Raw genomic sequence first — 14,798 nt, 5'->3', positions numbered from 1 at the left:
GACGCCCGGAGGATCTCGTATGTCCACGCCCGTCAATGTCGCCGTCGTCTACTACTCCTCGACCGGAACCATCGCGACGATCGCCAAGGCCCTCGCCGAGGACGCGGAGAAGGCGGGCGCCGACGTACGGCTGCGCCGGGCCGCCGAACTCGCCCCGCAGGCCGCCATCGACTCCAACCCGGCCTGGGCCGCCAACGTACGGGCGACCGCGGACATCGCCGAGGTCGTCCCCGACGACATCGTCTGGGCCGACGCGGTGATCTTCGGCTCGCCGACCCGGTACGGGAACGTCGCCGCCCAGCTCAAGCAGTTCATCGACACCCTCGGCGGGCTCTGGCAGGCCGGTGCGCTGGCCGACAAGGTGTACAGCGGCTTCACCGCGTCCGCCACCGCGCACGGCGGCCAGGAGTCGACGCTGCTCGCGCTCTACAACACCATCCACCACTTCGGCGGCATCCTCGTCGCCCCCGGCTACACCGACCCGTCGAAGTTCGTCGACGGCAATCCGTACGGCACCTCCCACGTCGCCGGGCAGGGGGACATCCCGGTCGGCGAGCAGACGCTGACGGCGGCGCGCGTCCAGGCCGAGCGCGTCGTGAAGTTCACCCGGGCCATCAAGGCCGGACTCGCCGCCGAGGGATGATTCCTCGGCGGAGTCAGGCGTGAGCGGGCCCCGCGACCGGGGCCCGCGGACCGAGAGGACGTGCCGCATGGCGCTCCACAAGGGATCACACGGCAAGGACGACTCCGGCCAGGGCCGGAAGCTGGCCCTCAACCCCTTCTTCGGGGAGGCCGATCCGACGGCCGGGATGACCTCGGCCCCGCCGACGCACCGGCTGCCGGACGGCCCGCTCCCGCCGTCCACCGCGTACGGGCTGGTCCACGACGAGCTGATGCTCGACGGCAACTCCCGGCTCAACCTCGCCACCTTCGTCACCACCTGGATGGAGCCCCAGGCCGGGGTGCTGATGGCGGAGTGCCGGGACAAGAACATGATCGACAAGGACGAGTACCCGCGCACCGCCGAACTGGAGCGCCGGTGCGTGGCGATGCTCGCCGACCTGTGGAACGCCCCCGACCCGGCCACCGCCGTGGGCTGCTCCACGACCGGCTCCAGCGAGGCCTGCATGCTCGCCGGGCTGGCGCTGAAGCGGCGCTGGGCGGCGAAGAACCCGGACCGCTATCCGGCCACCGCGCGGCCCAATCTGGTGATGGGCATCAACGTGCAGGTGTGCTGGGAGAAGTTCTGCAACTTCTGGGAGGTCGAGGCCCGGCTCGTCCCCATGGAGGGCGACCGCTTCCACATCGACCCGCAGGGCGCCGCCGACCTGTGCGACGAGAACACCATCGGAGTCGTCGGCATCCTCGGCTCCACCTTCGACGGGTCGTACGAGCCGATCGCCGGCCTCTGCGAGGCGCTGGACGCCCTCCAGGAGCGGACCGGGCTCGACATCCCGGTGCACGTCGACGGCGCCTCGGGCGCCATGGTCGCGCCCTTCGTCGACGAGGACCTGGTGTGGGACTTCCGGCTCCCCCGGGTGTCCTCCATCAACACCTCGGGCCACAAGTACGGCCTGGTCTACCCGGGTGTCGGCTGGGCGCTCTGGCGCACGCCCGAGGACCTGCCCGAAGAGCTCGTCTTCCGGGTGAACTACCTCGGCGGCGACATGCCCACCTTCGCGCTGAACTTCTCCCGGCCGGGCGCCCAGGTCGTCGCGCAGTACTACACCTTCCTGCGGCTGGGCCGGGAGGGCTACCGCGCCGTCCAGCAGACCTCCCGGGACGTCGCCCGGGGCCTCGCGACACGGATCGAGGCCCTCGGCGACTTCCATCTCCTCACCCGGGGCGACGAGTTGCCGGTCTTCGCCGTGACGACCGCACCGGACGTGACGGCGTACGACGTCTTCGACGTGTCCCGGCGGCTGCGCGAACGCGGCTGGCTGGTGCCCGCCTACACCTTCCCGGCCAACCGGCAGGACCTGTCGGTGCTGCGGATCGTCTGCCGCAACGGCTTCTCCTCCGACCTCGCCGAACTCCTGCTGGAGGACCTGCGGGGGCTGCTGCCAGAACTGCGCGAGCAGGCGCGCCCGCTGAGCCGCGACAAGACCGCCGCGACCTCGTTCCACCACTGAACAGCCCTGCGCGCCGCCCTACTCGGTGCTCTCCGCGATCAGCTCGAAGGCCGTCCGGCCGTCCAGGGACTCCCGGATGATGTCGGCGTGCCCGGCATGCCGGGCGATCTCCTCGACCAGGTGGACGAGGAACCACCGCAGGGAGACCTCCTCGCCCTGCGGGAACCAGGGGGCCTCCGGCAGCGGGAAGGTGGCGCCGAGGTCCGGAGCCGACCGGACGAACTTCTCGGTCTCGGCCGCCACCGTGTCCCAGAACGCCAGCACCTGGGGCACGGTCTCGTCGTCGACGAGCCGGAAGCCGTCCCCCCAGGTCTCCTGGGTGCGGACCTTCTCGTTGGGCTGCCGCTGCGCCATCCGGAGCCAGTTCAGCTCCACCTCCGCGACGTGCTTGGCCAGCCCGGAGAGGGAGAGCTCGCTGGCGCTCGGCCGGCTCGCCGCCTGCTCCTCGGTCAGCCCGAGGAGGGTGCGGCGGATCGCGCCGCGCTGGGCCGCGACGAAGGCGAGGAGGGTGCCGCGCTCGTCGCCGTGCGATTCGGACACGTGGGTGACCATGCTGACCGTCCCGGGGTCTCGTGCCGGTGCCCCCTTGGCCCCGGCCGACACCCACACGCTACGAGCCCTTGCGGACAGCTTCGGTCCTCAACACCGGGGACACGCGGTTGCGTTCAGAAAGGAAAGACCGTGCGGCCGTACTGGACCGAGATCCAGTGGGTCGTCGTGAAGGCGTCCACGACCGCGTCGCCGTTCCGCCTGCCGAGTCCGGACATCTTCTCGCCCCCGAAGGCGGCCAGCGGGTCGTCCTGAACGGTGGGACCGTTGACGTGGAACATCCCGGTACGGACCCGCCGCGCGAACCGCACCCCGCGGTCGACGTCGGCGGTGTACACGGACCCGCTCAGCCCGTACGGGGTGTCGTCGGCGATCCGCACCGCCTCGTCCTCCCCGTCGAAGGGGACCAGTACGGCCACCGGGCCGAAGACCTCCTGCGTCAGCAGGGGCGAGCCCTCGGGCACCCCGGTCAGCACGGTCGGCTCCACGACGTTGCCCCGGGTACGGCCGCGCAGCAGCGCGGTGGCTCCGGCGGCGAGCGCCTCGTCGACCAGCCCGGTGAGCGCGTCGACCTGGAAGGCGTTGATGACCGGGCCGATTCGGGTGGCCGGGTCGCGCGGGTCCCCGGCGGTGATCCGGGCCGCCTCGGCGACGAACCGCCCGGTGAACTCGGCCTCCACCCGGCGGTCGACCAGGATGCGGTTGGCCGCCATGCCGACCTGGCCCTGGAAGAAGAACCGGCTGAAGACGGCGGCGTCCACCGCCGCCGCGATGTCCGCGTCCTCCAGCACCACCAGGGCGCTGTTGCCGCTGAGTTCGAGTACGCACCGCTTGAAACGGCGGGCGGCCTTGGCCGCTATCCGGCGGCCGACGCGGTCCGAGCCGGTGAACGAGACCACCGCGGGCACCGGGTGCTCGATGAACGCGTCCCCTATCTCGGCGCTGTCCGTGACCACCACGTTGAGCAGCCCCGGCGGCAGCCCGGCCTCCTCGAAGACGCGCGCCACGAGACCGCCGCCGACGACGGGGGCGTTCTGGTGCGGCTTCATCACGACCGCGTTGCCGAGCGCCAGTGCCGGAGCGACGGACTTCATCGCGACGACGAAGGGGAAGTTGAAGGCGTTGATGACGGAGACGACCCCGACGGGGCGCCGGTGGAGCCGGTTCTCCTTGCCGTCCACCGCCGCGGGCAGCAGCCCGCCGACCGGGCGGACGGCCTGGCGTATCGCCTCGCGAAGGAGCTCGCGGCCGAGGCCGATCTCGTACCGCGCACGGGGCAGCGTCCCGCCCAGCTCGTCGACGATGGCCTCGGCGATCTCGTCGGCCCGCTCGTCCACGACGGCCAACGCCCGTACGAGGACGGCCTGTCGCTCGTGCGGACGGGCGTCGGCCCAGGCCGCCTGCGCGCGTTCGGCGGCCCGGTACGCCCGGTCCACCTCGGCGGTCGTCGCGACCGTGATGGCGCAGAGCTTCTCGCCGTTGTAGGGATTGACGTCGATGATGTCCCACGAACCGCTGCCGGTCAGCCATTCGCCATCGATGTACTGATGGGCCAGTTCATGGAAGAAGGACATGCAATCCCTTACTGCAGGCGTTCGCACACTCCTGATCGAACGTCATCGTAACGGTGAATCAGGCCTGTTGGAGGAGTCGGTGGAGGAGATCCCGGGTCTCGTCCTCCCCGGGACTGTCGGCCCGCAGCTGGACCATGGCCTTTTCGTAACTCTGGACGTCCTCGGCCTTGTCGAGATAGAGCGCGCTGGTGAGCTGCTCCAGGAAAATGATGTCCGACAGGTCCGACTCGGGAAAGCGCAGCATGGTGAACGCGCCGCTTTCGCCCGCGTGTCCGCCGAAACTGAAAGGCATCACCTGGAGGGAGACGTTGGGGTGCTCCGACATCTCCAGCAGATGCCGCAGCTGGGAGCGCATCACGTCGCGTGAACCGTAGGGCCGGTGCAGGGCCGCCTCGTCGAGCACCGCGTGGAAGTCCGGCGCGCGCTCGGAGACGAGCACCTTCTGCCGCTCCAGACGGAGTGCGACCCGGCGGTCGATCTCCGCCTCGGGCGCTCCGCGCATGCCCCGCCGGACAACCGCGTGCGCGTACGCCTCGGTCTGCAACAGGCCGTGCACGAACTGGACTTCGTAGATACGGATGAGGGATGCCGCCCCCTCCAGACCGATGTAGGTCTGGAACCAGCCGGGCAGCACGTCGCCGTAACTGTGCCACCAGCCCGCCACGTTGGCCTCGCGCGCCAGGCCCAGGAGCGATTCGCGCTCCGCCTCGTCCGCGACTCCGTAGAGCGTGAGCAGATCCTCGATGTCCCTGGCCTTGAAGCTCACCCGTCCCAACTCCATGCGGCTGATCTTCGATTCGGAGGCCCGGATGGAGTAGCCGGCCGCCTCACGCGTGATCCCGCGGGACTCGCGCAGCCTTCTGAGCTGAGAGCCCAGCAGGATGCGGCGCACCACGGATCCACTCGACTCGCCTGCCGACACTGGACAACCCTCCCCATAGCTTCCCGGGCAACGAGGCCCCCCGAACCCCGAGAACCGGATTCTGCCACCAAAACGCTTCGGGCCGTACTCATTCGGTTACAGAGAGGGGAAGACTTGCCGGAGCCGTGAAAAATGCCGTGCGGAAGAAATGCTCCGGAACCACCACGGTACCGGGCACGTCCGGCGCGTGCACGTGCATCTGCCCTTGCATCTGCTCCACGCATTCGGAAGCATGGCCCTTGCGCACCTGCGTGATCGTTCGTGTTGTGCCGCTGTGTCCCCGCAGTACCGCTCACAGGCAGTGCCGCTCGCAGCCGCGAATCCCGGGAGCACCTCGCATGAGGACTGATGGATCGACGACGCTCGAACCGTTACGGCGTGGCCTGCCCCCCACCGACCCCGCGGCGATCACGGCATCGGCATCGATCACGCTCCCGGCCCGGTACGAAGCGGTCGGCTCCGCACGGCACTTCACCCGCTGCACGCTCCACCAGTGGCAACTCGACGACCGTTTCGACGATGTCGCCCTGGTCGTCTCCGAGCTGGTGACCAACGCCCTGCGTCACGCGCTGCCCGCCGACGTCGCCCGCGACCCGAACTCCCCGCCGGTGCGCCTGCAGTTGGCCCGCTGTTCCACCCGCCTGGTGTGCGCGGTCCGCGACCCCAGCCGGGAGAGCCCGATGGCGGGCGAGGCGGAGGACTCCGCCGAGTCCGGCCGGGGGCTGTTCCTGGTGGAGTCCTTCAGCGACAGCTGGGGCTGGCACCCGGTCCCGGCCGCCGGGACCCCGGGGACCCCGCGCGGGAAGGTCGTCTGGGCGGTTTTCCTGCTGACGGGCGACGGCGAGGTGGCCGACAACTCCCTCTGACTGGAGGGAGGTTCACGCCCCGCACGGGCGCGTGAACGACAGGTGCGGGACCGTCACGACACGTACGGGACCCGTGCGGAGGCCGGACCCGAGAGACCGGGGGCCGGAGTGCGAGGGGGAGTCGCGCTCCGGCCCTCCTCACGTCCCGCCCGCCCGCGCGCCGGGCATCCGCCCGCCCGTCGCACCGTCCGGGCTCCTCAGGTCCCGTCCGCCGCGCGTCCCACCGTCCGGGCCCGCGTCGAGTCCGCACGGAGTCCGCTCCCGGTGCCATCCGGCGCGCCCCGCGCATCCCCTGGCGCCCGCGAGGCCGGACCGTGCCGCGCGGCGAGCGCTCAGGCTCCGGACGCCAGGTGGTCGAACTCGCCGTCCTTGACGCCCAGCAGAAGCGCCTCGATCTCCGCCGGCGTGTAGACGAGCGCCGGACCGTCCGGGTGGCGGGAGTTGCGCATGGCCACATTGCCCCCGGGAAGTTTCGCGAACTCCACGCACGATCCTTGGGAGTTGCTGTGTCTGCTCTTCTGCCAGACGACCCCGTGAAGTCCTGTGGCCGCCATGCCGTTGTACACGTCGTGCACAGAAAGCTCCCCGAGTTGCAAGGTGCAAGTGTCAACCAAGCGTCAACCAACCCGGATCATAGCGGTAATTCACATGCCAATGCATGGGCAAATGCACGTGCACGCGGGGTGGTCCTTTGATTACAGCGATTCCTGGCAACCACAAATGGCATGTGCGCCACAGGAGGCCCCGGGCGGCCCGGATCGGTGATCTCCGCCGTCGCACCTCCCGGCATCCCCGTCGACATCTCCCCCCGCCGTTTCCCCTTGTGCCGCCGCCGTATCCGCGGGCCACGGCCGGTGCGGCAGGTCCGCGGTGCCACCTCGGTGCGACCACGGCGGACGCCGCCGGGCACCGCCCGAGCGCCCTCCCCCGCTTCCATGCTTTTCAGCGGGATTCCGGTTCCGCCCGGTCCTCTTCTCCGTCTTCCCGGCCTTCCCGGCCTTCGCGGTCCTCTCCGCCTTCTGCCTCTTCATCGCCCGGTCTCGCTCTGCGGCTGCTGGGCACGGCTCCCCGGTCGTCCAGCGCGAACGACAATTCCACCAGCGCGTCGAGCAGCAGCGCGGCTCCCCGGCGTACGACGGGGTCGGGTACGGGTTCTCCCGGTTCGGGTTCCTCGTCGTAGGGCGCTTCGAGAAAGTCCCAGTACGCCACCGACTCGGCGACCGGCCCCCATTCCGGGACCCGCCGTTCGCGTACCGCCTTCGCCCCCTTCTCGGTGGAGCCGCGCAGGGCGTCGGCGAGTTCCGCCGCGCCGCGTACGGGGGTTGCCGCGCGGTCCGGCAGGTGGGCCTCCAACAGCATGGCGGCCCGGCCGAGTTGCGCCAGCGCGTGCTGGGCGTCGGTGGCGGCCGACCGGGAGATGCCGCGGTGCCGGACCGGTTCGTACTGGGCCTTCTTCAGGGTCTCCGTCCACTCGACGCGGGCCTCGCGGGAGGCGATGAGCGCGGTCCGCACGTCCTCGTTGCTGCGGGCCGCCGGGTCGGCGTACTGGTCGATGACCGTGGCGGCGTACCGGCCGACCGCGATCAGCCACCCGGCGAGACGGTTGCGCAGCCGCGGAGTCTCCCAGGCCGGGTAGACGGCGTACGAGACCATGGCCAGCAGCCCGCCGACGAGGGTCAGCACGATGCGCTCGGGGACCGTCTGCGACCAGTCGTTGCCGGCCATGCCGAGCAGGAAGACGACGTACGCCGAGATGCAGACCTGGCCGACCGCGTATCCGGTGCGCATCAGCAGGTACATCAGCCAGGCGCAGGAGACCGCCAGCGCGGCGGAGAGTTCGGGGCCGGGGTCGGCGACCTGCACGATGACGGTGGCGAAGGTGACGCCGACGATGGTGCCGCCGAAGCGGGCCACCGAACGGGCGTAGGTCTGCGAGAAGTCCGGCCGCATCACCATGACCGCGGCCATCGGCGCCCAGTAGCCGTGCCCGAAGGGCAGCGCTTCTCCGATGAAGTAGCCGACGGTGGCGACCGCGGTCACCCGGATCGCGTGCCGCAGGATCGCCGACCCGCGGTGGAACTCGCCCCTCATCCGGCCGATCACGACCGGGACGAGCTTGATCAGGCCGGGGCGGCGGCGGTGCGGGGTCTCGGGGTCGCCTTCCGAGCCGTGCCGGGTCCCGGCGCCCTCGGCGATCTCCACGACGTCGTGGAGGAGGGCGATCAGCCGGTCGGCCGCCCGCCGGGGCGGGCCGCTGGTGAGCCCGCCGGTCTCGGGCGCCTCCAGCGCCGCCAGCGCCGGTCCGCCCAGCCGGACCGGATCGCCGTGCCGGATCGCGCGGGCCGCCGCGTCGAGCACCGAGCCGGCCGCCTTGAGCAGCTCACGGGCCCGGTCGCGCTGCGGGCCCTCCTCGGGCACGCCCATGGCGGGGTCGGCGAGCGAGGCCAGCACCGGGCGGATGCGTTCGGCGATGCTCCGGGCGCCGTGCAGTTCGGCCGGGCGGTGGCGGGCCTCCCGCGCGGAGATCGCCGCCGCGTCGCGGGCCGTCATCAGCGCCTCCGAGTCGAAGGGCGCGATCGGGTCGTAGCGCAGCCGTCGGGCGTAGTCGGCCTCGGCGGCCAGCGCGTCGGCGAGCGCGTCGCGCTGGGCCCCCCACCTGCGTACGGGGAAGAGCACGATCAGGGAGGCCTGCACCAGCCCGCCGATGATGATCACTCCGGCGTGCGCGGCGGCGTCCAGGACGGAGGTGGGCAGGGTGATGGTGACGAGCATGATCGCCACGTTGGAGGAGGCGATGATGCCGCCGGTGGGGCCCGCCGCCCAGCAGAGTCCCGCGACGAACGTCCAGAGGACCAGGACGCCGAGGAACACCACGTAGTACGGGCCCGCGACGTAGCCGACGAACGTCGAGACGCTCAGGCTGACGCCGGAGACCAGGGCGAGCACCGGGCGGGGGCGCCAGCTGCGCTGGAAGGTGGCGATGGCCGCCTGGAACGCGCCGAACGCGGAACTGGCCGCGATGACCGGCCCGAAGACCGCGAGCGCGGTCTCGACCACCAGCGCCAGCCCGATGGCGCCGCGCAACGCGACGAGCGGCTCCAGCCGGGGCCGCTCGATCGTGAACCCCGAGCGGGCGGTCTCCTTCAGCGCCCGGAGCCAGCTCATGGGGCGAGCGTAGCCGCGATACGGGACAAGTCCGACCTTTGGTTCACCCGTCCGGGACGACTTCCGGCCGCTCGCGGGCCGGGCACCGGGTGACGCCCCGGACCTCCTCCGGGGTGACGCCCCGGCCCTCGCCTACCGGGTGATGCCCCGGCCCTCACGTCCGCCCACCCGGGCGCGGTCGGCGGCCTCGGTGCCGTGGGTCCAGCCGTCCAGGTCGGTGGCGCCGCGCACCCGGGTGGTGGTGGTCTTCGGGAACATCCGCTCCGCCGCGCCGGAGACCGCCACGTCGCGGGCGGCCAGCACGGGGAGCAGCGCGTCGTTCCCGGGCCCGTCCGCACCGCCGCCGTCCGCGCCCGCGGCCTCCGCCTGGGCGGTGACCCGGGCGGTGTCGGCGGCGAGCCGGCTGCCGAGGCGCTGGGCGTACGCCATCAGGAAGGACTGCCGGAACGTCTTCGTCCTCTTACGGCCGCCCGCCCGCTGCCCCGCCTCGGCCCGGGCCATCGCGGAGGTGCCCTGCACCAGCAGCGAGGTGAAGAGGAGCTCCACCGCCTCCAGGTCGGGCTCGAACCCGACGACCGTGGTGAAGCCGAGGTCGCTGTTCCACACGGCCCGGCAGCGGTTCGCCGAGGCGACCGCGTCGAGCAGGATCGCCTTGGCCGTCTCGTACGGGGCGTCCACCCCGATCCGGCAGGCGCCGGGCTGGTCCCCGCTGTGGGTACGGGCGGCGAGCAGCGCCTCGTCGATGCTGTGCCGGGCCATCAGCTCCTGGGCCTTGGTGGTGAGCGCCTCGGCCTCCTCCGGATAGTCGGTGGCCTCCGCCTTCGCCAGCAGGGCGCGGATGCGGGTGAGCATGCGCGGTTCGTCGTGCGCGGGCGGCGGGAGCGGTCCGGCACCGGCCGGGCTCCCGCCGGGCGGCGGCCCGACCGCCTCCACGGCGGGGAGCCGCAGCAGCAGCCGGTACAGCTCCAGCAGCGCGGAGGCGTAGGAGAAGCGGTCGGGGCGGTTGCGCGGGACGGGCGGCGGGAGTTCGGCGAGCTGGCCGGACCAGCGCGGCGGAAGCGTCGCGTAGGCGGTGGTCTCGGCGGCGATCAGGGTCGCGGCGAGGGCCGCCCGCTCCTCGTCCAGCTCCCGGCGCACGAACCGGACGACGTCGGCGGGCTGCCAGCCCCGGGCCCAGGCGCGGCGCAGGAACTCCTCGCCGCGCCGGTGCGCGTCGTCGTCCGCGTCCGGTGCGGCGGCGAGCAGCGACGCACCGGTGTCCAGACCGGCGTCGCCCTCCGAGTAGAGGGCCGCCGCGCACGCCTGGTCGATCACCGATTCCATGGGTTCAGGGTAGAGGCGGGCGCACCCCGCGTCCCCGGCCCCGCACCCTCACCCCTCCTGCGGAGGGAGCAGCACCAGCTTCCCGCGTACGTGCCCGGCCTCGCTGACCCGGTGCGCCTCGGCGGCCTCCGCCAGCGGGTAGGTGTGGTCGACCGGGATGCGCAGCTCGCCGAGGACGGCCCGCCGGGCGTTGGCGGCGAGCCGCCCGGCAGAGGGGCCGCCGCCCCCGGCGGAGAAGGCGACGCCGAGCGCGGGGGCGTCCGCGTCGGCGATGGTGATCACCCGGTCCGTCGTACCGCCGCGCAGCTCGATGGAGTCCGGCAGCGCGCCCCGGCCCGCCGCGTCGAAGACCGCGTCCACACCCTGTGGAGCGACCGCGCGGACCCGCTCGACCAGCCCCGGGCCGTACTCCACCGGCGTCGCGCCCAGCACGCGCAGGTAGTCGTGGTTGGCGGGGGACGCCGTGCCGATGACGGTCGCGCCCCGGGCCGTCGCGAGCTGTACGGCGGCCGAGCCGACCGCACCGGCCGCACCGTGCAGCAGCAGCGTCTCCCCCGCGTCCAGCGCCAGTTCGTCGAGCACCCGGGAGGCGGTCTCGGTGGCCACCGGCAGCGCCGCGGCCGTCTCCCAGTCCAGGTCGGCCGGTTTGCGGGTGATCTTCTCCGGGGCGGCCAGCACCTCGGTGGCGTACGCGCCCGTCTCGCTGTAGCCGAGCACCTCGTCGCCGGGGGCGAAGTCCGTGACGCCCTCGCCGGTCTCCTCGACCACGCCCGCGAACTCGCTGCCGGGCGTCGCGGGGAGCGGGGTGGGGTGGGCCTGCTCCATCCACCCCTTGCGGATCTTGTAGTCGAGCGGATTGACCCCGGCGGCCCGCACCCGCACCCGGAGTCGGCCCGGCCCCACCCGCGGGGCGTCCACCTCCGTCAGCCGCAGCACCTCGGGACCGCCGAACTCCTCGAACACGATCGCCTTCATCCCTGCTCCTGCTCCCCGCGCGCACCGCGGTCCGCTCGCCGTCGCCCCCGCACCGATCCTCGCGGCCTGCCCCCGGAACTGCCTCCCGGGAGACGCCGCCCGGGGCCACCGGGACACGCCCCGGCCGTCGGTGTCAGTGCCCGGTGCCAGACTCGGGGCCATGACGGAACGGTGGGCCCTGGCCGAGGCGGAGGGCGGCGGCGCGCTGCTCGCTCCGCTGGAGCGGGACGGGCGCCCGGCCGGGCCGGTGCTCCGCGAACCCGACCTCGCCGAAGCGGTCCGGGCGCGCCCCGAGGTGGTGCGCTGGGTGTGGCGGTCCACCGCCGGGATCTACCCCCGGCTGCTCGCCGCCGGGGTCCGCGTCGAGCGGTGCTACGACATCGAGTGCGCGGAGCTGCTTCTCCTCGGCCACGAGGGGCGGCTCGGTGAACCCCGCTCCGCCGCGGCGGCCCTGGCCCGCCTGCGTCACACCCCCGTACCCGCCGACCCGCCGCCCCGCGGCGCCGACCCCGGGGCGCAGTCCCCGCTCTTCGAGCCGTCGGCCGGGGCCGAGGTGCCGTTCGAGGCGCTGCTCGACGTCTACGCCGACCAGCTGCGCCGCCACGCGGCGGCCGAGCACCCGGACCGGATGCTGCTGCTCACCGGCACCGAGTCGGCCGGGATGCTGGTCGCCGCCGAGATGAACCGGGCCGGGATGCCCTGGCGCGCCGATGTGCACCGGGCGCTGCTGAACGAACTGCTCGGCGAGCGGTACGCGGGCGGCGGCGAGCCCCGCAGGCTCGCCGAGCTGGCGGACCGGGTGTCGGCGGCGTTCGGCCGGCGGGTGCGGCCCGATCTGCCGGCCGACGTGATCAAGGCGTTCGCCGGGGCCGGGATCAAGGTGACCTCGACCCGGCGCTGGCAGCTGGAGGAGATCGACCACCCGGCGGTGGAGCCCCTGCTCGCCTACAAGAAGCTCTACCGCATCTGGACCGCGCACGGCTGGGGCTGGCTCCAGGACTGGGTGCGCGAGGGCCGCTTCCGCCCCGAGTACACGCCCGGCGGCTCGGTCAGCGGCCGGTGGACGACCAACGGCGGCGGGGCGCTCCAGATCCCGAAGGTGATCCGGCGGGCCGTCGTCGCGGACGAGGGCTGGCGGCTCGTCGTCGCCGACGCCGACCAGATGGAACCGAGGGTGCTCGCCGCGATCTCCCGCGACCCCGGACTGATGGAGGTCGCCGGACACGAGGGCGACCTCTACGCCGCGCTCTCCGACCGCGCCTTCCGGGGCGACCGCGACCAGGCGAAGGTCGCCCTGCTCGGCGCGGTCTACGGCCAGACCTCAGGCGACGGCCTGAAGAACCTCGCCGCGCTGCGCCGCCGCTTCCCGCTCGCCGTCGGGTACGTCGACGACGCGGCGAAGGCGGGCGAGGAGGGCCGCCTCGTGAGGACCTGGCTCGGGCGGACCAGCCCGCCCGCCGCCGGGGCCGGGGACGACGGCGAGGCGGGGCTGCCGCAGGAGGGCGGCGCGGACGAGCAGGACGGCTCCGGGGACGGCCGCCGGGGGTACGGCTTCACCCCCGGGTACGCCTCCTCCGACGCGCGGGCCCGCGGTCGCTTCACCCGCAACTTCGTGGTGCAGGGCAGCGCCGCCGACTGGGCGCTGCTGCTGCTCGCAGGGCTGCGCCGCACGCTCGCCGAGGAGGGACTCCGGGCGGAGCTGGTGTTCTTCCAGCACGACGAGGTGATCGTGCACTGCCCGGCCGAGGAGGCCGAGCGGGTGGTGCGGGCGATCCGCGAGGCCGGTGAGCTGGCCGGGCGGATCGCTTTCGGGGTGACCCCGGTGCGGTTCCCGTTCACCACGGCGGTGGTGGAGCGGTACTCGGACGCGAAGTGACGTCCCGGCGTCCCCGGCACGAAGTGGGGCGCCCTCCCACCGCAGGGCCTACTTCACCTGGAGCGTGCGCCACTGCGGTGAGGTGACCAGGGCCTTGAGCTCGTCGAGGGAGAGCGCGGGCTCGGACCGGGTGGCCGTCCCGTCCTGCCGGTCCGCGTTGAAGGCCATGACCACGACCCGCATGCCGTCGGGGTACATGAGGTCGGCCGTCCACTGGACGATGCCCTGCCCGCCCTTCTCGCCCGGTGCCTGCCGGACCGCGAGCAGCACCCCGCCGGGCAGCGTCTCGGCACTGCCGTACAGGTCGCCCGCCACGTCCCGCATGTCGCGCTGCACGTTGATCCCGACGAGGGACTGGCCCTGGCCGTCGTCCACGACCAGCTCGGCGTACTCCCCGCCGTCGTCCTGCTGCTTGCGGACCACGGTGACGTCGTCCGGGAGCAGCTTCAGGAGCGTGGGCATCAGCAGGGAGTAGTCGAGTTCGGGGGCGCTGCTCGGGGTGGGCGAGGGGGTCGGGGAATTGCCGCCCGATCCGCCCCGGCCGTTCTTCTCCTGGAGGGCGACGACCGCCGCCATCCGCTGGACCAGGCGGGTCCACCGCGTGGACTGCCCGAGGGCGGCGAGCTGCCGCCGGTCGAGCGGCGGTGTGGAACGGACGCCCTCGCCGGACCCGTCGAGCAGCCCGCTGTAGGCCCGGACGTCGACGGTCACCCCGTCCGCCGTCAGGCTGCGGAAGCGGTAGCCGACGAGACCGCCGCCCGGAGCGGCGTCCCCGGCGGCAGGGCACTCCCCGTCGGTGGTCTTCCGCCCGGTTCCGTCGGTGAGGGCGGGTCCGCCGATCCCGTCGTAGGTGAGGACCGCGCCCTCCGGTACGTCCCGCTGGGCTCCCGCCACGTTCATGCAGGCGGCCTTCTCGCCCCGGTCCCGCGCACCGGCCGGCGACGGGTAGAGGGAGGCGGTGACCGTGGCGGGCCCGTCCCCCTCGTCGTAGACGACGGAGGCCGAGGCGACCGACCCGTCCTCGATCTCCCCGGTGCCGATGCCGGACCCCTCGGAGACCTTCCCGCCGGGCAGCAGCGCGGCCAGCGTCTCGACCATCTCCGTGCCGGAGACCCCGCCGCCGGAGCCCGCGCCCGGGGACACCGAGCCCACGTCCGCCGCCACGTCGGTGGTGCCCCCGGATCCACCGACCAGCCCGGTCGCCAGACCGCCGCCGAGGACCACGAGGGCGAGGGCGAGCGCGCCCCCGGTGACGGTGGCGGCCCTGCGACGGCGCACCCCGCGCCGTCCGAGCTCGACCGCGCCGTCGAGCAGCGCGGTCCGGTCGGGGATCTCGAAGGACTCGCCGGCACGGCGGAGCTCTCCGCTCAGGTCGTCTTCAAAGGGCATGGCGAAGTCACCGTTCTCGTTCGGTGG

At 73.1% G+C, this 14,798-nt stretch carries 13 protein-coding genes; 4 read left to right on the top strand and 9 right to left on the bottom strand.

All coding sequences use genetic code 11. The features are described from left to right. Positions 1–19: 19 nt before the first annotated feature. Positions 20–643 (top strand): NAD(P)H:quinone oxidoreductase, encoded by a 624-nt coding sequence (gene wrbA / locus ACFWEE_RS18335; RefSeq protein WP_386890283.1) that lies wholly within the window; start codon positions 20–22, stop codon positions 641–643. A gap of 67 nt (positions 644–710) precedes the next feature. After that, positions 711–2,132 (top strand): glutamate decarboxylase, encoded by a 1,422-nt coding sequence (locus tag ACFWEE_RS18330; RefSeq protein WP_386890281.1) that lies wholly within the window; start codon positions 711–713, stop codon positions 2,130–2,132. A gap of 18 nt (positions 2,133–2,150) precedes the next feature. Here the strand turns inward: ACFWEE_RS18330 and ACFWEE_RS18325 are convergent, their stop codons facing one another. From ACFWEE_RS18325 to ACFWEE_RS18310, 4 genes are all read right to left on the bottom strand, one after another. Next, entirely contained in the window at positions 2,151–2,684 is a 534-nt protein-coding gene (locus ACFWEE_RS18325) for a DinB family protein (protein WP_386890280.1), read from the bottom strand. A gap of 113 nt (positions 2,685–2,797) precedes the next feature. Further along, a complete protein-coding gene (locus tag ACFWEE_RS18320; RefSeq protein ID WP_386890278.1) occupies positions 2,798–4,255 on the bottom strand; it encodes an aldehyde dehydrogenase family protein in 1,458 nt (485 codons plus the stop codon). A 58-nt stretch (positions 4,256–4,313) separates the two neighbouring features. Further along, a complete protein-coding gene (locus ACFWEE_RS18315) occupies positions 4,314–5,177 on the bottom strand; it encodes a helix-turn-helix domain-containing protein (RefSeq protein WP_386890277.1) in 864 nt (287 codons plus the stop codon). Positions 5,178–5,265: 88 nt separating this feature from the next. Further along, entirely contained in the window at positions 5,266–5,424 is a 159-nt protein-coding gene (locus tag ACFWEE_RS18310; protein WP_386890275.1) for a hypothetical protein, read from the bottom strand. Between the two features lie 91 nt (positions 5,425–5,515). Here ACFWEE_RS18310 and ACFWEE_RS18305 point away from each other — a divergent pair, with 91 nt between their 5' ends. Continuing rightward, positions 5,516–6,043: an ATP-binding protein gene (locus tag ACFWEE_RS18305; RefSeq protein ID WP_386890273.1), complete on the top strand. Its 528-nt coding sequence runs from the start codon at positions 5,516–5,518 to the stop codon at positions 6,041–6,043. Positions 6,044–6,375: 332 nt separating this feature from the next. Here the strand turns inward: ACFWEE_RS18305 and ACFWEE_RS18300 are convergent, their stop codons facing one another. The 4 genes from ACFWEE_RS18300 to ACFWEE_RS18285 form a co-directional block, all read right to left on the bottom strand. Next, complete coding sequence (locus ACFWEE_RS18300) at positions 6,376–6,618, bottom strand: DUF397 domain-containing protein (protein ID WP_327180091.1); 243 nt, start codon at positions 6,616–6,618, stop codon at positions 6,376–6,378. 367 nt (positions 6,619–6,985) lie between these two features. Then, positions 6,986–9,208 (bottom strand): FUSC family protein, encoded by a 2,223-nt coding sequence (locus ACFWEE_RS18295; RefSeq protein ID WP_386890271.1) that lies wholly within the window; start codon positions 9,206–9,208, stop codon positions 6,986–6,988. A 132-nt stretch (positions 9,209–9,340) separates the two neighbouring features. Beyond that, positions 9,341–10,531 (bottom strand): DUF2786 domain-containing protein, encoded by a 1,191-nt coding sequence (locus ACFWEE_RS18290; RefSeq protein WP_386890269.1) that lies wholly within the window; start codon positions 10,529–10,531, stop codon positions 9,341–9,343. Positions 10,532–10,579: 48 nt separating this feature from the next. Beyond that, a complete protein-coding gene (locus ACFWEE_RS18285) occupies positions 10,580–11,506 on the bottom strand; it encodes an NADP-dependent oxidoreductase (protein WP_386890267.1) in 927 nt (308 codons plus the stop codon). Positions 11,507–11,666: 160 nt separating this feature from the next. Between ACFWEE_RS18285 and ACFWEE_RS18280 the strand changes: the two genes are divergently transcribed. Continuing rightward, a complete protein-coding gene (locus ACFWEE_RS18280) occupies positions 11,667–13,382 on the top strand; it encodes a bifunctional 3'-5' exonuclease/DNA polymerase (protein ID WP_386890266.1) in 1,716 nt (571 codons plus the stop codon). 48 nt (positions 13,383–13,430) lie between these two features. Here ACFWEE_RS18280 and ACFWEE_RS18275 read toward each other — a convergent pair whose 3' ends face one another. Then, complete coding sequence (locus tag ACFWEE_RS18275) at positions 13,431–14,771, bottom strand: hypothetical protein (RefSeq protein ID WP_386890264.1); 1,341 nt, start codon at positions 14,769–14,771, stop codon at positions 13,431–13,433. Between the last annotated feature and the right edge of the window lie 27 nt (positions 14,772–14,798).

This window comes from Streptomyces sp. NPDC060184 (genome assembly GCF_042728795.1).
In the GTDB taxonomy this organism is placed as follows: Bacteria; Actinomycetota; Actinomycetes; order Streptomycetales; family Streptomycetaceae; genus Streptomyces.
This window is presented reverse-complemented; position numbering and strand designations above follow the sequence as displayed.